This is a genomic window from Micromonospora siamensis (genome assembly GCF_900090305.1).
GTDB lineage: Bacteria > Actinomycetota > Actinomycetes > Mycobacteriales > Micromonosporaceae > Micromonospora > Micromonospora siamensis.
Genome location: NZ_LT607751.1, coordinates 1,373,018 through 1,390,874, shown reverse-complemented (window position 1 = coordinate 1,390,874; position 17,857 = coordinate 1,373,018). Strand labels below are relative to the sequence as shown.

General features: G+C 73.8%; 18 protein-coding genes. 7 read left to right on the top strand and 11 right to left on the bottom strand.

What is annotated here, in order from left to right:
• Positions 1–305: 305 nt before the first annotated feature.
• Both GA0074704_RS06465 and GA0074704_RS06460 read right to left on the bottom strand, forming a co-directional pair.
• Positions 306–749 carry a Sec-independent protein translocase family protein gene (locus GA0074704_RS06465; RefSeq protein WP_088969648.1) on the bottom strand — a complete coding sequence of 148 codons (444 nt, stop codon included), beginning with the start codon at positions 747–749 and terminating at the stop codon, positions 306–308.
• A 74-nt stretch (positions 750–823) separates the two neighbouring features.
• The gene (locus GA0074704_RS06460) at positions 824–2,143 is read right to left on the bottom strand and encodes a S1C family serine protease (RefSeq protein WP_088973494.1); all 1,320 of its coding nucleotides are present in this window, start codon (positions 2,141–2,143) and stop codon (positions 824–826) included.
• Positions 2,144–2,411: 268 nt separating this feature from the next.
• On the opposite strand from GA0074704_RS06460, the gene GA0074704_RS06455 reads away from it, so the two are divergent.
• The gene (locus tag GA0074704_RS06455; RefSeq protein ID WP_088969647.1) at positions 2,412–3,032 is read left to right on the top strand and encodes an O-methyltransferase; all 621 of its coding nucleotides are present in this window, start codon (positions 2,412–2,414) and stop codon (positions 3,030–3,032) included.
• 172 nt (positions 3,033–3,204) lie between these two features.
• On the opposite strand, the gene GA0074704_RS06450 is transcribed toward GA0074704_RS06455, so the two are convergent.
• Positions 3,205–4,674 carry a leucyl aminopeptidase family protein gene (locus tag GA0074704_RS06450; protein WP_088973493.1) on the bottom strand — a complete coding sequence of 490 codons (1,470 nt, stop codon included), beginning with the start codon at positions 4,672–4,674 and terminating at the stop codon, positions 3,205–3,207.
• Positions 4,675–4,823: 149 nt separating this feature from the next.
• Positions 4,824–4,991, bottom strand: a complete 168-nt coding sequence (locus GA0074704_RS06445; RefSeq protein WP_007455245.1) for a DUF3117 domain-containing protein — start codon at positions 4,989–4,991, stop codon at positions 4,824–4,826.
• Positions 4,992–5,180: 189 nt separating this feature from the next.
• Between GA0074704_RS06445 and GA0074704_RS06440 the strand changes: the two genes are divergently transcribed.
• Both GA0074704_RS06440 and GA0074704_RS06435 read left to right on the top strand, forming a co-directional pair.
• Entirely contained in the window at positions 5,181–5,999 is an 819-nt protein-coding gene (locus tag GA0074704_RS06440) for a PaaX family transcriptional regulator (protein WP_088969646.1), read from the top strand.
• 3 nt (positions 6,000–6,002) lie between these two features.
• On the top strand, positions 6,003–6,794 hold the full coding sequence (locus tag GA0074704_RS06435; RefSeq protein ID WP_088969645.1) for an enoyl-CoA hydratase/isomerase family protein: 792 nt from the start codon (positions 6,003–6,005) through the stop codon (positions 6,792–6,794).
• A 95-nt stretch (positions 6,795–6,889) separates the two neighbouring features.
• Here GA0074704_RS06435 and GA0074704_RS06430 read toward each other — a convergent pair whose 3' ends face one another.
• From GA0074704_RS06430 to GA0074704_RS29850, 5 genes are all read right to left on the bottom strand, one after another.
• On the bottom strand, positions 6,890–7,648 hold the full coding sequence (locus GA0074704_RS06430; protein ID WP_088969644.1) for an SDR family NAD(P)-dependent oxidoreductase: 759 nt from the start codon (positions 7,646–7,648) through the stop codon (positions 6,890–6,892).
• Positions 7,649–7,719: 71 nt separating this feature from the next.
• Positions 7,720–8,355: a ribonuclease H family protein gene (locus GA0074704_RS06425; protein ID WP_088969643.1), complete on the bottom strand. Its 636-nt coding sequence runs from the start codon at positions 8,353–8,355 to the stop codon at positions 7,720–7,722.
• Between the two features lie 63 nt (positions 8,356–8,418).
• Positions 8,419–9,003 carry a DNA-3-methyladenine glycosylase I gene (locus GA0074704_RS06420; RefSeq protein ID WP_088973492.1) on the bottom strand — a complete coding sequence of 195 codons (585 nt, stop codon included), beginning with the start codon at positions 9,001–9,003 and terminating at the stop codon, positions 8,419–8,421.
• A 63-nt stretch (positions 9,004–9,066) separates the two neighbouring features.
• Positions 9,067–9,564 (bottom strand): SRPBCC family protein, encoded by a 498-nt coding sequence (locus tag GA0074704_RS06415; RefSeq protein ID WP_088969642.1) that lies wholly within the window; start codon positions 9,562–9,564, stop codon positions 9,067–9,069.
• Entirely contained in the window at positions 9,561–10,340 is a 780-nt protein-coding gene (locus tag GA0074704_RS29850; protein WP_377471207.1) for a DivIVA domain-containing protein, read from the bottom strand. Before GA0074704_RS29850 ends, GA0074704_RS06415 begins: the two co-directional genes overlap by 4 nt.
• A gap of 164 nt (positions 10,341–10,504) precedes the next feature.
• Here GA0074704_RS29850 and folP point away from each other — a divergent pair, with 164 nt between their 5' ends.
• On the top strand, positions 10,505–11,374 hold the full coding sequence (gene folP, locus GA0074704_RS06405) for a dihydropteroate synthase (protein ID WP_088969641.1): 870 nt from the start codon (positions 10,505–10,507) through the stop codon (positions 11,372–11,374).
• A gap of 21 nt (positions 11,375–11,395) precedes the next feature.
• Here the strand turns inward: folP and GA0074704_RS06400 are convergent, their stop codons facing one another.
• Positions 11,396–11,773, bottom strand: coding sequence for an NADH-quinone oxidoreductase subunit A (locus GA0074704_RS06400; RefSeq protein ID WP_088969640.1), 378 nt, complete (start codon positions 11,771–11,773; stop codon positions 11,396–11,398).
• Between the two features lie 131 nt (positions 11,774–11,904).
• Between GA0074704_RS06400 and GA0074704_RS06395 the strand changes: the two genes are divergently transcribed.
• The 3 genes from GA0074704_RS06395 (at position 11,905) to GA0074704_RS06385 (ending at position 16,619) form a co-directional block, all read left to right on the top strand.
• Complete coding sequence (locus GA0074704_RS06395; protein ID WP_088969639.1) at positions 11,905–13,464, top strand: hypothetical protein; 1,560 nt, start codon at positions 11,905–11,907, stop codon at positions 13,462–13,464.
• 247 nt (positions 13,465–13,711) lie between these two features.
• A complete protein-coding gene (locus tag GA0074704_RS06390) occupies positions 13,712–15,559 on the top strand; it encodes a 2-oxoacid:acceptor oxidoreductase subunit alpha (RefSeq protein WP_088969638.1) in 1,848 nt (615 codons plus the stop codon).
• Positions 15,552–16,619, top strand: a complete 1,068-nt coding sequence (locus GA0074704_RS06385; RefSeq protein WP_088969637.1) for a 2-oxoacid:ferredoxin oxidoreductase subunit beta — start codon at positions 15,552–15,554, stop codon at positions 16,617–16,619. Before GA0074704_RS06390 ends, GA0074704_RS06385 begins: the two co-directional genes overlap by 8 nt.
• 63 nt (positions 16,620–16,682) lie before the next feature.
• On the opposite strand, the gene GA0074704_RS06380 is transcribed toward GA0074704_RS06385, so the two are convergent.
• Positions 16,683–17,699 (bottom strand): potassium channel family protein, encoded by a 1,017-nt coding sequence (locus tag GA0074704_RS06380; RefSeq protein ID WP_088969636.1) that lies wholly within the window; start codon positions 17,697–17,699, stop codon positions 16,683–16,685.
• Positions 17,700–17,857: the final 158 nt, after the last annotated feature.

Genomic DNA, 17,857 nt, shown 5'->3' with positions numbered 1-17,857 from the left:
CCACGAAGGCCCCCGCCGACGCGGGGGCCTTCGCCATGTCGCGGCCTTCGCCATGTCGCGGCCTTCGTCGCGCCAGGCCCCTACGTCGCGTCGGCGGCACCTTGTCTCACGCCCGGCAGCCTGTTCAGCGGATGACGGCCGGCCCCACGCCGGGCCCGGAAGAATCTGCGAGCGTGATACCTCGCGGGTATCAAAATGACTCTGAGGTATCCCGCTCGCACCTCGTATGCCCGCCCGACCAGTCAGCCACAGCGGGCATCCCGCTGAGCCCGAACCCTCCGCTGCGACGAGACCCGCTCCGGGGATCAGGTGGCGTCGTCGTCGTACGCGTGCGAGCGGGGCGCCGGAGCCGGGGCGGCCGGGACGCCGCCGGCGGCCGGGGCGGAGGGGCCGCGACCGTTGGTGGACCGGATGTCGGCGGCGGAGGCGACGTCCTTCAGGTCGTTGTGCACGCCGGTCACGTCGGCGCGGAGGTTGTCGTAGACGCCCTGCAACGGCTTGCGGAGCGCCTGCTCGTCCTCCTCGCTGAGCAGGTGCTTGCGGATGAACGCCTTCGGGTGGAGGTCCTGCAACTGGATGTCGGTGCCCAACTCGCGGCTCAGGTCGCCGGTGGCGTTCTGGGCCATGTTGCGCAGGTTGCGCACCATCCGCAGCCCGTCGCTGATCACCTGGGGCAGCCGGTCACCGAAGATCAGCAGCGCCAGGAGCAGCAGCGCACCGATCTCCCACCAGTTCAGGTTTTCGAGCACGGCTGGGCCTCCTCGTCGGCGTCAGGGAAAGACTACGCACGTGGGACGGCCCCAGGGCAAGGGGTGAGGGGTGCTCACTTGGCATCTGCGGCGAGGGTCACCGAGGCGTTCTGCTTCGACGAACCGCGCCGGTACTCGACGGTCACCACGGATCCCGGGGCGAACTTGCGGACCAGGGCGATCAGGTCGGTCGGCTCGCTCATCGGTCGACCGTTGAGCCGCAGGATGACGTCACCAGCCCGCAGGCCCGCCCCGGCCGCCGGCCCGGACGGCTCCACCGCCGCCAGGCGTACGCCGTCGCCGCTGGTCACGCCGGGCCCGCCGACCTGGGCGCCGATCACCGTACGCCGGGCCTTGCCGGTGCCGATGATGTCCTGGGTGATCCGCTTCGCCTGGTTGATCGGGATGGCGAAGGCGAGGCCGATGTTGCCGGCCTCCTGCCCGTCGGCGACCAGCGACTTGATCGTCGAGTTCACGCCGACCACCCGCCCGGCCCCGTCCACCAGCGGGCCGCCCGAGTTGCCGTGGTTGACCGCCGCGTCGGTCTGGATCGCCGCGTAGTAGCGGGTCGGCCCGCCCGGCTCACCGGCCTGCATGGTGCGGTCCAGGGCGCTGACGATGCCGGCGGTGACCGTGTTGGCCAGCGAGAGCGGCGAGCCGATCGCCAGCACCGGGTCGCCGACGGCCAGCGCGTCGGAGTCGCCGAACTCGACCGGCTTGAGACCGCTGCGGGAGACCTTGATCACAGCGATGTCCGACTCGGGATCCTGCCCCACCACGGTGGCCGGCGCCGAGCTGCCGTCGTTGAAGATCACCGACGCCTTGCCGACCCCGCCGGAGACCACGTGGTCGTTGGTGATGACGTGCCCGTCGGCGCTGGCGACGAAGCCGGAACCCTCACTCGTGCCGCCGAGGCTGGTCACCCGGACCGTCACCACGCTGGGCAGCACCCGTTCGGCCACCCCGGCCAGCGACTCCGGCTTGCGCTGGGCCAGGGCGGGCGCCGAGGCCGGGGTGCCCAGGGTCACCGCCGCTCCGGCACCGGCCCGGACCGCAAAGGCGTACCCCAGCGCCCCACCGAGGGCACCGGCCAGCAGCGCGGCGATCAAGGGGATGACCAGCGCCTGGCGCAGGTTGGACCGGCGCGGGGCGTCGGGGTCGGTCACCGGCTCGGGCTCCGCCGACCCGCTCGGGGGCGGTGGGGGCAGCAGCACCGCCGTCGGGGCGTACGGGTCCCGCCACGGGTCGGCCAACGCGTCCGACCACCACGGTGACGTCGCGTCGCCCCCGGCGCCCATCGCCGTCGGCGTACCGGCCGGTGGCGTCCCGGGCACCGGCTGTCCCGCCGGTGCCGGACTTCCCCCGGGCCGGCGCCAGTCCCAGCCGTCGGTCACGTCGGTGCCCTCCCAGTCCATCCCCGGATCCCGTACGCCACGACGCCGGACGGAGCCGGCGCGGCCGCGACCGTCGGGATACCGCATCCAGGATTGCACGAATGCCCCGAGTGGAGTCACCGGTTGCCCGCCGTGATCGCCGACGGCGGACGCGCGGCTGCACGCCTGCGACGCCCGCTCTACGCTCATAGCGCCAACCCGCCCCTCGCACCACTCTCCCGCCGTCCGGAGGTGTCCCATCGCCACGGTCGCCAATTCCGGCAGCTCGATGGCCCAGGCGCTGCAGTTCGCCGAGTCGTACGTCACCGAGGACCTGGTGCTGCGCACCGCCCGCAGCCTGGCCCGGGAGGTCGGCGTCGACGCGGTGACCCCGGGTGCCGGGGCCGCGTTGCGGCTGCTCGCCGCCGCCGGCAACGCCCGGGCGGTGGTGGAGATCGGCACCGGCACCGGCGTCAGCGGCGTCTGGCTGCTGCGCGGCATGCGCGCCGACGGGGTGCTCACCACCATCGACGTCGAGGTGGAGCACCAGCGGATCGCGCGCCGCATCTTCGTGGAGGCCGGATTCCCGTCCGGCCGTACCCGGATCATCACCGGGCGGGCGCTGGACGTCCTGCCCCGGCTCGCCGACGGGGCGTACGACCTGGTCTTCGTCGACGCGGAGGTGACCGGGTTCACCGCCTGCGTCGACGCCGCGTTGCGTCTGCTGCGGCCCGGGGGCGTGCTCGCCCTCAACGGCGCGCTGGCCGGTGGCCGGATCGGCGACCCGGCCGCCCGCGACGTCGAGACGGTGACCCTGCGCGAGACGATCAAGGCGATCCGGGAGTCCGAGCACTGGGTGCCGGCCCTGCTCCCGGTGGGCCACGGCCTGCTCGTCGCCGTCAAGTGCTGACCCGCCCCTGACCCCCGCCCCCGCCCCGGCCCCCGGCCCCCGGCCCGCAAGATCGCGCTCAATCAAGGAAAGAGTCGCATCGGCGGATGTCCGAAACCACTGGATCCAGGATCGAGCGCGATCGTGGCGAAGGCGCCGCGGGTGGGGTCGCTGCGGGGTGGGGGCGGGTGGGTCAGGTCAGGGTCGCGAGCCAGCGGAGCAGGCCGCGGACGCCCCACCCGGTGGCCCCCTTGGTCAGCTCGGCGGCGTCGCCGTCGGCCCAGGACGGGGCGGACATGTCCACGTGCACCCAGCGGTCCCGCAGGTCGCCGGTGAACTCGCGGAGGAAGAGCGCGGCCGTCACCGAGCCCGCCCCGGCGCTCGGGGAGCTGTGCAGGTCGGCCAGTTCGCTGCCGAGGTGCTCGACGTAGTCCGCCGGCAACGGCATCCGCCAGGCCGACTCGCCGGCCGCCGCGATCGCGGTCAGCAGCTGCTCGGCCAGCTCGTCGTTGTCGCTGTAGAGCGCGCCGGTGCGCTTGCCGAGCGCCACCGCGTTCGCCCCGGTCAGGGTGGCCAGGTCCACCAGCAGGTCCGGGCGCAGCTCGGCGACGGCGTACGCCAGGGCGTCGGCGAGAACCAGTCGGCCCTCGGCGTCGGAGTTGGTGCTCTCGCTGGTCAGCCCGCCGTAGTGCCGGATGATGTCGCCGGGACGGAAGGCCGAGCCGCTGACCATGTTCTCGGCCAGCGGGGTGAGCGTGGTGACGCGTACCGGCAGCTTCAGGGCCGCTGCGCCGAGGGTGGCGGCCACCACGGCGGCGGCGCCGGCCATGTCCTTGCGCATCAGCTTCATGGCGTCCCGCGGCTTGATCGAGATGCCGCCGGTGTCGAAGGTGATGCCCTTGCCGACCAGGACCACGTGGGTACGGGCGTCGGCCGGTCGCCAGTCCAGCTCGACCAGGCGGGGCCCGCTGGCCGAGCCGTTGCCGACCGCCAGGATGCCGCCGAAGCCCTCGGTGGCCAGCTCGTCCGGCTCCCGGACCCGCAGGTGCAGGTCCGGCGTGCCGGACACGGCGGCCTCGACCTGGGCGGCGAACCACTCCGGGTCCTTGACCGAGGAGGGCATGTTGGTCAGGTCCCGGGCCAGCCGGGTCATCTCGGCGGTCGTCCGGGCCACCTCGAGCACCGGCCGGTACGCCTCGACGTCGGCCACCAGCAGGTCCACGTCGCGCAGCGCGGGCGCCTCGCCGGCCTCGGTGAGCCGGAACCGGTACGAGCCGAGCAGCAGCCCCTCGGCCAGCCCGCGGACCGCGGCCGGGGCGTCCTCGGGCAGCGCCACGACGAGCCGGGCCTCGGCCCGGGCGGCGCGGGCCAGCGCCGCCCCCGCGGTCCGCCAGCCGGCCTCGTCGCCGTCGCCGACACCGAGCAGCAGCAGCCGCTGCGGGGTACGGGTCGGCCGCAGGTGCTCCCGGGCCTCACCGGGTCGCCCGGTCAGCCGGGCGGCGGGGATCAGCGCGGCGGCCTCGGCCAGCACGTCGTCGGGGAGCGCCGACGGGGTCGGCACCAGCTCGGCCGGGGCGTCGCCGTCGGCCGGCCCGCCCGGTCGGACGGGCAGGACGAGGGTGTCGAGCCGGTCGGGCCCGGTTACCAGACGGATCGCCAGCACGCTGGACCGTACCTCCGAAAAGATCGTGGAGCGGGCGCCGGACGGCCCCGCCATGGATGTGCGAAGGCCCTGAGCCACCGGCGTCGCCGGTGGCTCAGGGATTGACGAAACGGTTCCGGACGACGGCTGCCGCCCGGGCCGGCCGTCGGTCAGCCGGCAGCTGCCTTCAGCGCGTCACCGAGCGCGTTGGCCTCGTCGGGAGTCATCTCGACGACGAGCCGGCCACCACCCTCCAGCGGGACCCGCATGACGATGCCGCGGCCCTCCTTGGTGACTTCCAGCGGACCGTCGCCCGTCCGCGGCTTCATCGCCGCCATGTTGTCTCCCCTCAGACCTACACCAGGGTCGGTGGGTTGCCCCACAGCCTCTTCGCCATAACCGCCGCAGCCTTCGCGGGGGTGTCGACCAACGATTTTCCCTGATGAACACCGCCGGACCCAAACCGAAGCAGCATTGATGTAACAGCATCTAGCTTATCTTGAGAAGGCCTGTCACAATGTGCGGTCATGCAGGCACGGTCGGCACTCTTCGACCTGTACGGCGACCACCTCCGGCCGAGGGGTGGCCGGGCACCGGTCGCCGCCCTGGTCAAGCTGCTGTCGCCGCTCGGGATCGCCCCTCCGGCGGTACGCACCGCGGTCTCCCGGATGGTCCGCCAGGGCTGGCTCGACCCCCTCCGGCTGGCCTCCGGACCGGGATATTCGATCACACCGAAAGCCGCCCGGCGACTCGACGAGGCGGCCGCCCGGATCTACCGCACCGGCCGGGTCAGCTGGGACGGCCGGTTCGACCTCCTGGTCCTCCAGGCCCCCACCACCCGACGCGAGCGGCAGCGGCTCGCCGCCAACCTGAGCTTCCTCGGCTACGGCACCCTCGACGAGCAGACCTGGGTGGCCACCCGCCCGGCCGAGGACGTCGACCTGCTCCTCTCCGAGGCCGGCGTGCCGTACGAACGGTTCACCGCCGCCCACCACGCCGGCACGGCGGGGGCGATGGGCGTCGTCCGGCGGGCCTGGGACCTCACCGAGATCGGCCAGGCGTACGAACGCTTCGTCGCCGAGCAGCGCCCGCTGCTCTCCGCGGTGACGGTGCGCAGCGGCGACGAGGAGGCGTACGCGGCCCGGTTCCGGCTGGTGCACGCGTGGCGTACCTTCCTCTTCCGGGACCCGCAGCTGCCCCCGGCGCTGCTCCCGGAGCGCTGGCCCGGCACCGCCGCGGCCAGTTTCTTCGACCGGCACGCGGCCCGGCTCCGGCCGGCCGCCGACCGGTACGTCGAGCAGTGCCTCGACGCCGCCAACCGCACCGCCCGACAGAAGGGTCGTTAGAAAGTGACCGAGCCGCTGCTCGTCGACCGCACCGACGCCGTGGTGACCCTGACCCTCAACCGCCCCACGGCGATGAACTCCCTCGACGTGGCGCTCAAGGAGGCCCTCCGGGACGTCCTGGCCGAGCTGGAGACCGACCGCTCCTGCCGGGCGGTGGTGCTCACCGGCGCCGGCGGCTCGTTCAGCGCGGGGCAGGACCTGCGCGAGCACGTGCAGACCCTCCAGTCGGCCACCGCCAACCCGCTGGACACCGTCGCCGCGCACTACAACCCGATCGCGGCAAGGCTGGCGAGCCTGCCGAAGCCGGTCGTCGCCGCCGTCCGGGGCATGGCCGCCGGCGCGGGCGCCTCGCTGGCCTTCCTCGCCGACTTCCGGATCGGCGGCCCGAAGACCCGGTTCCTGATGGCGTTCGCCGGGGTGGGCCTGGCCGCCGACACCGGCGCCTCGTGGACGCTGCCCCGGCTGGTCGGCCACGCCAAGGCCGTCGAGCTGCTGATGCTCGCCGAGCCGGTGCCGGCCGAGGAGGCGTGCCGGCTGGGCCTGCTCAACACGCTGGTCGACGACGACGAGCAGGTGCTGCCCACCGCGCAGGAGCTGGCCGCCCGGCTCGCCGCCGGCCCGACCGTCGCGTACGGGGCGATCAAGCGGCAGCTCTCCATCGCCGACGCCGGCACCCTCGCCGACGCCCTGGCCGCCGAGGCCCAGGCCCAGGCGATCTGCGGCACCACCGCCGACCACAAGGCGGCCACGATGTCCTTCGTCAACAAGCAGAAGCCCACCTTCGAGGGCCGCTGACGCCCGTCGGGACCGGCCCGGCGACTCCACGGGAGATGCTGCCTCCCGCGCGGGTGAGGCAGCATCTCCCGGGTGGTTGAGCGGATCTCGACGGGTCAGCGGGCGACGTAGCCGCCGTCGATCGGGATGGTGTGGCCGGTGATCCAGGCGGCGTCGTCGGAGGCGAGGAAGAGGACCACGCCGGCCACGTCGTCGGGGGTGGGGATGCCCGGCTTCGGGTTGAACGACTCCATCTGGCGACGCATCTGACCCGGGTCGGGCGCGGTGTCGATGAAGTGCTCCACCAGCGGGGTCATCACCACCGTGGGCGCGACCGCGTTGACCCGGATGCCGCGGGCCGCGTACTCGATCGCCGCCGAGCGGGTCAGGCCGACGATCCCGGCCTTGGTGAAGGTGTACGGGGAGATGTTCTCCTGGGCGGCCAGGCCGGTGGTCGACGACGTGTTCACGATGGCGCCCCCGCCCCCGCCGCCGCGCAGCATCGCCTCGATGCCGAACTTGAGCACGTAGAAGACGCCGTCGCCGTTGATCCGGCGGACCCGCTCCCAGTTCCCGATCTCCATCTCGTGCAGCGGCTGCTGCTGCCCGTCGATCCCGGCGTTGTTGAAGATCACGTCGAGTCGGCCGTAGCGCTGCATCGCGTCGGCGATGCCCTGCTCCACCGAGGCGGCCTCGCCGGTGTCCATGGTGACCGCCAGGGCGTCCGGCAGCTCCGCCGCGACCTGCGCCGCACCCTCGCGGTTGATGTCGGCGATCACGACCTTCGCGCCCTCGGCGGCGAACCGCCGGGCCGCGGCGGCGCCGAGCCCGGAGGCGCCGCCGGTGACGAACGCGACCTTGTCCTGGAACCGCATCGGATCTCCCTCGTGCGCGGCCGGCGACCGACGCCGGCCGTCCTTCGCACCGTAACCCGGGGAACCGGGGCTCAGTCGTCCTCTTCAGGATCCTGGTTGGCCGCCTCGCCCAGCACGAACGCCTGCATGGCCAGCTCGTCGCCGGACGGGGAGACGAAGGCCGGCAGCTCGCGGGGGCCCAACTCCTGGACGTACGACCAGAACAGGCCGACCGCCTCGGCCGGGGAGGCCGCCTCGATCGGCAGGTCCAGGCTGACCAGCCAGGACCGGCGCCGCGGCGGCGGACCCAGCCGGTCGACCAGTTCCCGCCAGGCGGCCTCGTCCAGCGCGGTGACCGGCCCGGTCAGGGCCAGCCCGTCGACCGGCACGGGCGCGTCGAACGCCCGCCGGGTGTACGCCACCACCAGCTCGACCGGACCCGGCTCGGACTCCGGATCCTCGGGGGCGTCCTGCCGGTCACCGGTCGCCGGGGAGACCCGGCCCAGCGCCACCAGCCGGAGTGGCGCGTCGGCGAGCACCGCCACCCGGTCACCGGGGCGCGGCAGGGCGGCCTCGCCCAGGCCGGTCAGCTCCAGCGCGTCGTGGTGGACGAGCCGCTCCGCGTCGTACCGGCCGGGGGGCAGCAGCACGGCCCAGGCACCCGGGCCGGGCGCGGGGCTGCCGTCGGTGTCGGTCGCGGTGGTGACCCGCTGGTCGGTGTCGGTCATGCCTGCCATCCCATCACGCCGGGCCGCCCGCCGACCCGGCACGCCACCGTCGGGCCACCCGCGTCACGTCCGTGCCGCGGCCGGCGGCACGTGGCAGCCGGCGAGGTGGTCGTCGACCATCCCGGTGGCCTGCATCAGCGCGTACGCGGTGGTCGGGCCGACGAAGCGGAAGCCGCGCTTCTTGAGCGCCTTGGCCAGCGCGGTGGACTCCGGGGTGAGCGCCGGCACGTCAGCGAACGACGCCGGCCGGGTGGCCCGGGCCGGTGGCGCGTACGACCAGAGCAGCGCGGAGAGCCCGTCGGGCAGCTCCAGCGCGGCCCGGGCGTTCGCCAGCGCCGCCTCGATCTTGGCCCGGTTGCGCACGATGCCGGCGTCGGCGAGCAGCCGGGCCACGTCCGCCTCGCCGTAGCCAGCGACCGCCTCGATCCGGAACTCGTCGAAGGCCAGCCGGAACGCCGGCCGCTTGCGCAGGATGGTCAGCCAGGACAGCCCGGACTGGAACGCCTCCAGGGTCAGCCGCTCGTAGAGGGCGTCGTCGCCGTGCAGCGGCCGACCCCACTCGTCGTCGTGGTAGGCGGCGTAGTCGGGGGTGCTCGCCCCCCAGGCGCAGCGGGGCAGCCCGTCCGCGCCGGTCACCAGGTCAGTCACGGCGTCCACGGTAGGCGGCCCCACCGACAGCCGGCGGCAAGGTCGGGGCAGCCGGCGGGACGGTCAGGGCAGCCGGCCCTGCTCCACCAGCCGGCCGAACTTCTTCAGCGCCTGGGTGAGGCTGAACTTCGAACCGGGCCAGAGCAGCGGCCAGGCGACCCGACCGGCCGACCCACCCGGCAGGTGGAACCACTCGTGCCAGACCACCTGGGTGCGGTCCCGCTCCATCGGGGTGCAGCGCAGCACACCGGGGCCGCGCAGCAGCTTGCCGCAGTGCACCACACCGACCTCGTACGGGGCGTCCACCCGGACCACCCGCATCTCGTCGCGCAGCGCCGCCGGGCCGATGGCGGTGACCGCCTCGACCAGGCTGCCCTCGCCACCGTCGCCCTCCACCACCCGGACCGTGGTGAACGGGATCCAGTCCGACTGCCGCTCCCAGGCGGTGAGCGCGGCGAAGACCCGCTCGGCGGGGGCGTTCACGATCACCGTGGCGGTCACCTCCCCGGCGCCGGGTTGGGCGGCCTCGCGCAGGTCGTCCGCGCCTTCGGGCCCGGTCATCGGGACTCCGAGCGGACCACCGCGTCGGTACGCCCGGCGCCGTCCAGGTCCGCCTCCGAGGCCTCGGACACCGGCCCGTCCGGACGCCCGGTCGCCGCGATGTCCCGGTGCCCGGCAGCCGCCGGGTCCGGCTCGCCGGTGGGTTCCCCGGCCACCTCCACCGGCGCTGCCGCGTCCCGCAGCACGGGCGACTCGGCGTCCCGCAGCACGGGCGACTCGGCGTCCCCCGGCGCGGGCGGCTCCGGGTCCCGGGTCGGGTCGATGTCGGAACGGTCGACGGAGGGCGCGGTGGGTGGCGGGACCGTGACCGGGTCGGCGGCGGTGACCGTCACCGCGCGGTCCCCGCCCGCCGTGGACACGGGCTCCCCGGCGACCGGTCCGTCCGGTCCCGTGGTCGGGGACTCCGCCGGGACCGCGGCGGCGGCCTGCTCGCGGGCCTGACGCAGCGCGTCGGCCTCGACGGTCCGCCCCTCCCGCAGGGCCTTGACCTCGGCCTCCAGCACGTCGATCAGCTCGGACTTGTAGCCGATGTCGTACGCCGCCCGGCGCAGCGCCTGGTCGACCTGCGCCATCCGGTAGCCGCGCACCGCGGTGTCGAACCGGACCGCACCGACGTCGGACTCGCGCAGCGGGCGGGCGGCCGGCAGCGGGATCGCGTGCCCGTCCGGTTCGGCCGGCGCCAGGCCGGGATCGCGGCCGGAGACCAGCACGGTCACCCCGAACACCACCGCCGCGACGGTCAGCGCGACGACCAGGAGGAGCAGAACGTGACCCATACAGAGATCGTGGCATGCGGATCGGCCCGGAGCGACCCCACCACCCGTACCGATCGGCGAGCCGCGGCGACGGGCGCTCCGGCGGTGCCGCCCGGTGCCCGACCGGTTAGCGTCGGGGGCGGCCGGCGACCCGGTCGACGGCGGACGGAACGGCAGGAGGCGGGATGGCCGGCGCGCTTCGGCTCGGTGGGCGGACGTTCCCACCGGGCGAGCTGGTGGTGATGGCGATCGTCAACCGCACCCCGGACTCCTTCTTCGACCGGGGGGCGACCTTCGCCGCGGACAGTGCCCTGCGCGCGGTCGACCGGGCGGTCACCGAGGGCGCGGCGATCATCGACATCGGCGGGGTCAAGGCCGGGCCGGGCGACGAGGTCGACGTGGCCGAGGAGATCCGGCGCACGGTGGACACCATCGCCGCCGTCCGGGCCGCCTTCCCCGACGTGGTGATCTCGATCGACACCTGGCGGGCCGAGGTGGCGGTGGAGGCCGTCGCGGCCGGCGCGGACCTGCTCAACGACACCTGGTCCGGGGCCGACCCGGCGCTCGCCCGGGTGGCGGCCGAGACCGGCGCGGGGCTGGTCTGTTCGCACGCGGGTGGGCTGGCGCCGCGGACCCGGCCGCACCGGGCCGCCTTCGACGACGTGGTGGGCGACGTGGTCGCGACGGTGACCGGGCTCGCCGAGCGCGCGGTCTCCCTCGGCGTACGCGCCGACGGGATCCTGATCGACCCGGCGCACGACTTCGGCAAGAACACCCGGCACTCGCTGAAGATCACCCGCCGCCTCGGCGAGCTCGCCGGCACCGGCTGGCCGCTGCTGGTGGCGCTCTCCAACAAGGACTTCATCGGCGAGACGCTGGACCTGCCGGTGGCCGAGCGGTTGGAGGGCACCCTCGCCGCCACCGCGGTCTCGGCCTGGCTGGGCGCCCAGGTGTTCCGCGCCCACCAGGTCGCGCCGACCCGGCGGGTGCTGGACATGGTGGCGTCGATCCGGGGCGACCGGCCGCCGGCGGTGACCCGCCGCGGCCTGGCCTGAGCGGTCGACCGGAGAGCCCGGTCAGGTCCAGCGCAGGACGTTGCGCCGCCAGGCGTAGAGGATGCCGAGCGCCAGCACGCCGACGAAGATCCCCATCTCGACCACGGTCACCAGCCCGAACCCGGGCCGGTCGAAGACCACCGCCCAAGGGAAGAGGAAGACCGCCTCCACCGCGAACAAGACGTAGAAGAACGCATACACGTAGTAACGGATCTGGACCTGCGCCCAGTCGCCGCCGACCGGGTCGAGCCCGCATTCGTACGTCGCCCGCTTGCCGGCGGGATCGGCCGGACGGGCAGGGCGTAACAACCGGTTGGCCGAGAACGCCGTAACGAAGAAGAGGACGCTGGCGAGCAGCAGCAGCCCGAGCGTCGCGTAAGAGCCCAGGTAACCGGTCACGATCGGTCAGCCTACCGTGCCGGAGAGCGCAGCGATCCGGACACGTTACGGATTTGTTTCCCCGCAGGGACTAGTGCCGCAGGGCAAGTTTTGACGAACATGGAAAGCTCACCCAGAGTCACGGAGGACAGATGGCCCGCGTGGACGTACGCCCGGTCGCCCGGGCCGGTGGTCGGCGCACCGCGCCGCTGCTGGCGGCGGCCCTCGCCGCCGGTGTGCTCGCCGCGACCGCGGCGGCGCCCGGTTGGGCGACGGCCGCGCCGACCGTGACCGGCGTCGTCACCGCCGCCACCGACCCGGGTGAGGTGGTCACCGACCCGGCCACGGATCCGGTGCCCGATCCGACCACCACCACGAGCGATCCCGACCCGACCACCACCACGAGCGCCCCGGAGCCGACCACGGCCCCGCCCACGGTGGCCCCGCCCCCGGAGACCACCGCGCCGGCCCCGGCGCCCACCACCACGACCACCGCCCCGGCCCCGGCCCCGACCAGCACCACGACCGCGCCGGCTCCGGGCGTACCGGCGCCGACCACCACCTCCCCCACCGCCAAGGCCCCGGCCCCGCCGCCGGTCGTCCCGCCCGCGGTCCCGGGAACGCCGCCCGCGGTTCCCGGCGGGTCGCCCGCGGCCCCCGGTGTGCCCCCGGGGGCGCCGGCCGCCCCGCCGGCCGCTCCTGGCCAGCAACCGCAGGGGCAGGTCGGCGTCGCGGTGAGCACCGGCGACGTGGTGCTCACCCCGGCCTACTGGAACGCCGACCGGACGGTGACCAGCCTCCGCGTCACGGTGGCGAACACCGGCACCGTGACCGAGCAGATCCGCCTCGGCTACACGCTGCCGGCCGGCCTGACCGACGCCGGTACGCCGGGTTGCGCCCCGGCCGGCGGTGGCGGCTACCGCTGTGGCGAGTGGACGACCGCCCCCGGGGCCCGGTTCAGCGCCCTGGTCCGGGTGCGGGTCAGCGGCGACGCCTGGCGTTCGATGCCGCTCAGCGGCGCGGTACGGGTCGTCGGGCGGGCGCCCTCGGTCAGCGGCACGGCCGTCGACGACGAGGGCTTCGCGGTGCTGTTCCCGCCCGGCCCGCCGGTGCCCGGCATCTCGCTGCGCGCCGACCCGCCGGCCTTCGACATCAGCGGCGACCCGGCCGTGCTGGCGGTGCGACTGGGCAACACCGGCAAGGCCGACGCGAAGGGCCGGATCGAGGTGACCCTGCCGGCCGGGGTGACCGTGTCGACGCTGCCGCCGGGCTGTGTGGACGCGGGGTCGGGGCGTACCCGGTGCGACACCGGGACGGTGGCGGCCGGCAGCGGGACCGAGTTGCGGCTCACCGTGGCCGCGACGCCGCAGGCGCAGCGGCTCAGCCCGCTGGCCGGCGCGGTCGCCGGCCAGCTCGACCCGCGCAACGGGCGGACCCGGCAGATGCAGATGAGCTTCCGGATCACCGCGGCGGCGGCCCTGGCGACCCCGCCGGTGGCCACCCCGGCCCCGACCGGCTCGCAGGGCGTGCTGGCCGCGGCGGGCCAGCGGGACGGTAGCGACGGCCAGGGGTTCTCCGGCCAGCACACCGCGCTGGCGCTGATCGCGGTCTCCGCGCTGCTGGTGGCGCTGGCCCTCGGGTTGGCCACCACCTCGCTGCGCCGGCGGTTCACCGACCCGTCGGCCGAGTCCGCCCCGGCGGCCACCGACTGACGCCACGCTGACCCGGCCACCGGCGGACCTCGGTGATCTGAATTACGGCGGCCGGTTCTAATCAACACATAATCCGACAAATAGCCGCGTAATAGTGTCTCGCTCCTCGGGCCTCCTGGGGAGTCGCCCAGACCGTTCGACGTAGGCTTTGAAGCAGAAATCCAAGCGGGCCGGCCCAGTCATCTGGTGGACCGGGCGCAGCGGCGCGTCAGGGAGGGCTCGTGACCGGGCACGCGAAGGTGGCACAGTGACCAAGCAGATCCGTCAACTGGACCGGGTCGTCATCCGGTTCGCCGGTGACTCCGGCGACGGCATGCAGTTGACCGGCGACCGGTTCACCTCGGAGACCGCGCAGCTCGGCAACGACATCTCCACGTTGCCGAACTTCCCGGCCGAGATCCGCGCCCCCGCCGGCACCCTGCCGGGCGTGTCGAGCTTCCAGGTGCACTTCGCCGACTACGACATCCTCACCCCCGGCGACGCGCCGAACGTGCTGGTGGCGATGAACCCGGCCGCGCTCAAGGCCAACCTGGCCGACCTGCCGCGCGGGGCGGACATCATCGTCAACACCGACGAGTTCACCCGCCGCAACCTGGCCAAGGTCGGCTACCAGACCAGCCCGCTGGACGACGACTCGCTCGCCGGCTATGTGGTCCACCCGGTGGCGCTCACCTCGATGACCGTCGGCGCCCTCGCCGACCAGGACGTGTCCAAGAAGGACGCCGAGCGGGCGAAGAACATGTTCGCCCTCGGCCTGCTCTCCTGGATGTACTCCCGGCCGTACGCCTCGACGCTGCGCTTCCTGGAGCGCAAGTTCGCCGCCCGGCCCGAGCTGGTCGCCGCGAACGTGGCCGCCTTCAAGGCCGGCTGGAACTTCGGCGAGACCACCGAGGACTTCGCCGTCCGGTACGAGGTCAAGCCGGCCAAGATGCACCCGGGCACCTACCGGAACATCACCGGCAACCAGGCGCTCTCGCTCGGCCTGGTGGCCGCCGGGGTACGCTCCGGCCTGCCGGTCTTCCTGGGCGCCTACCCGATCACCCCGGCGTCGGACATCCTGCACGAGCTGAGCAAGCACAAGAAGTTCGGCGTCGTCACCATGCAGGCCGAGGACGAGATCGCCGCGGTCGGCGCCGCCCTGGGCGCGTCGTACGGCGGCTCGCTCGGCGTCACCACCACCAGCGGCCCCGGCGTGGCGCTCAAGAGCGAGACGATCTCCCTCGCGGTGGCGCTGGAGCTGCCGCTGGTCATCGTCGACGTGCAGCGGGCCGGGCCGTCCACCGGCATGCCGACCAAGACCGAGCAGGCCGACCTGAACATGGCCCTGAACGGCCGGCACGGCGAGGCCCCGGTCGCGGTGATCGCCCCGAAGTCGCCGTCGGACTGCTTCCACGCGGCCCTGGAGGCGGCCCGGATCGCGCTGACCTACCGCACCCCGGTGATCCTGCTGTCGGACAACTACGTCGCGAACGGCTCCGAGCCGTGGCTGCTGCCCGACGTGGAGAGCCTGCCCGACCTGCGCGTCGAGTTCGCCACCGCACCCAACGGCGAGGACGGCACCACCTTCCTGCCCTACCTGCGCGACCCGGAGACGCTGGCCCGGCCGTGGGCCGTGCCGGGCACCCCGGGGCTGGAGCACCGGATCGGCGGCCTGGAGAAGGCCGACAAGACCGGTGACATCTCGTACGACCCGGCGAACCACGACTTCATGGTGCGTACCCGGGCGGCGCGGATCGAGACGATCCCGGTGCCGGAGGTCGAGGTCGAGGACCCGGACGGCGACGCCCGGGTGCTGGTGCTCGGCTGGGGCTCGACGTACGGCCCGATCGGGGCGGCCTGCCGTGGGCTGCGCCAGCGCGGCCTCTCCGTCGCCCAGGCGCACCTGCGGCACCTGTCGCCGATGCCGGCCAACCTCGGCGAGGTGCTGCGCTCGTACGACCGGGTGGTCATCCCCGAGATGAACCTCGGCCAGCTCGCCCACGTGATCCGGGCGAAGTACCTGGTCGACGCGATCGGCTACAACCAGGTCCGCGGTCTGCCGTTCACGGCCGCCGAGCTGGAGACGATGCTGGAAGAGGTCCTGAAGAATGTCTGAGCCCGTCGCCCTCAAGCTCACCGCCAAGGACTTCAAGTCCGACCAGGAGGTGCGCTGGTGCCCCGGCTGCGGCGACTACGCGATTCTGGCCGCCGTCCAGCAGTTCATGCCGGAGCTGAACATCCCCCGGGAGAACACGGTCTTCATCTCCGGGATCGGCTGCTCGTCGCGCTTCCCGTACTACATGAACACGTACGGGATGCACTCGATCCACGGTCGCGCCCCGGCGATCGCCACCGGCCTGTCGGTGTCCCGGCCGGACCTGTCGGTCTGGGTGGTGACCGGCGACGGTGACGCGCTCTCCATCGGCGGCAACCACCTGATCCACGCGCTGCGCCGCAACGTCAACCTGAAGATCCTGCTGTTCAACAACCGGATCTACGGCCTGACCAAGGGGCAGTACTCGCCCACCTCCGAGGTCGGCAAGATCACCAAGTCGACCCCGGTGGGCTCGGCGGACGCTCCGTTCAACCCGCTCTCGCTGGCGTTGGGCGCGGAGGCCACCTTCGTCGCCCGCACCATCGACAGCGACCGCAAGCACCTCCAGTCGGTGCTGCGGGCCGCCGCCCAGCACGAGGGCTCGGCGTTCGTGGAGATCTACCAGAACTGCAACATCTTCAACGACGGCGCCTTCGACCAGCTCAAGGAGCCGGCGACCCGGGACGACTTCCTGATCCGGCTGGAGCACGGGCAGCCGATCGTCTTCGGCGCAGCTGGCAAGCCGAACAGCCAGGTCGGCGGCAAGGACGGGCAGTTCTGCGTCGTCCACCCGCCGGGCGGCTTCGGCCTGGAGGTCCGCGAGACGGCGGCCACCCCGGCGGAGGAGATCGTCGTGCACGACGCGACGGTCACCGACCCGGCGTACGCCTTCGCGCTGTCCCGGCTGCCCGGGCTGGACCTGCGCAACACCCCGATCGGGGTGTTCCGGTCGGTGGGCCGCCCGTCCTACGACCGGGTGGTGCAGGAGCAGGTCGCCAGCGCCCGGGCCACCGTCACCGAGACCCCCGAGCAGCAGCTCGGCGCCCTGCTCGGCAGCGGCGACACCTGGACGATCCTCTAGGCCCGACGCGACACGACGAAGGCGGCCGTCCCCGGTTCCCGGGACGGCCGCCTTCGGTCGTCGTCAGGCGGTGGGGGCGGGCGAGCTGGGGCGGTCGTCGCGGACGTGCACCAGCATGTCGCCGGTCTCCACCGTCGCGCCGGCCTTGTCCGCCAGGGTCACCACCTTGCCGCGCCGGACCAGGGCGATGACCAGCGACTCCAGCTCCCGGGGGGACTTGCCGACCTCGTGCCGCTCGGCGGAGCGCATGGCCAGGGCCATGCCCTGCCCGGGGGTGAGCAGGTCCTCCACCACGTCGATCAGGGGCGGCGCCGAGGTGGAGAGGCCGAGCAGCCGGCCGGCGGTGGCCGAGGAGACGATCACGTGGTGCGCGCCGCTCTGCCGCAGCAGCGGGGCGTTCTCCGCCTCGCGGACCGCCGCGATGATCCGGACCTGGCCGGCGGTGAGCTGCCGGACCGTCAGCGCCACCAGCACCGAGGCGTCGTCGCTGTCGGTCGCGATGATCACCGACTTGGCGGTCCGGACGTGCGCCTGCTCCAGCACCGCCGAGCGGGTCGCCGAGCCCTCGATCGCCACCAGCCCGGCCGAGGTGGCCTGGCGCAGGGCGGCGCCGCTGCGCTCCACCACCACGATCCGGGACTTGTCCAGGCCGTTCTCCAGCAGGGCGGAGACCGCGCTGCGGCCCTTGGTGCCGTAGCCGCAGATGATGACGTGGTCCTTCACGGTTCTCCTCCACCGCGACAGGCGACGGCCGGTCCGGTACTGCTCGGTCAGGACTTCCAGGGTGGTGCCGACCAGGATGATCAGGAAGATCACCCGGGCCGGGGTGATGAACAGGACGTTGACCAGCCGGGCCGACGGCGTGAACGGGGTGATGTCGCCGTATCCGGTGGTCGACAGGGTGACCACCGCGTAGTAGAAGCAGTCGAGGAGGGTCAGGCCGTCCTCGTTGACGTCGCGGTAGCCGTCCCGGTCGAGGTAGACCACCCCTACCACGGTCAGGACCAGGAGCAGGGCGGCCAGCAGGCGCAGGCTGAGCGCGCTCAGCGGCCCTCGCCGCTGCGCGGGAAAATGGATCACCGTCGAACCTGCTCCCCCGCCGTCGCCTGCACGACCACAACATAGCGGGTACGCGGGGCTTCGCACGTCGGGGTGGCCCGGCGGCACCGGCAGGGCCGACACGGCCCGCCCGCTCCGGGCATGATGGGGGTGTCCGGTACGCCGAGGCGCGGAGGTGA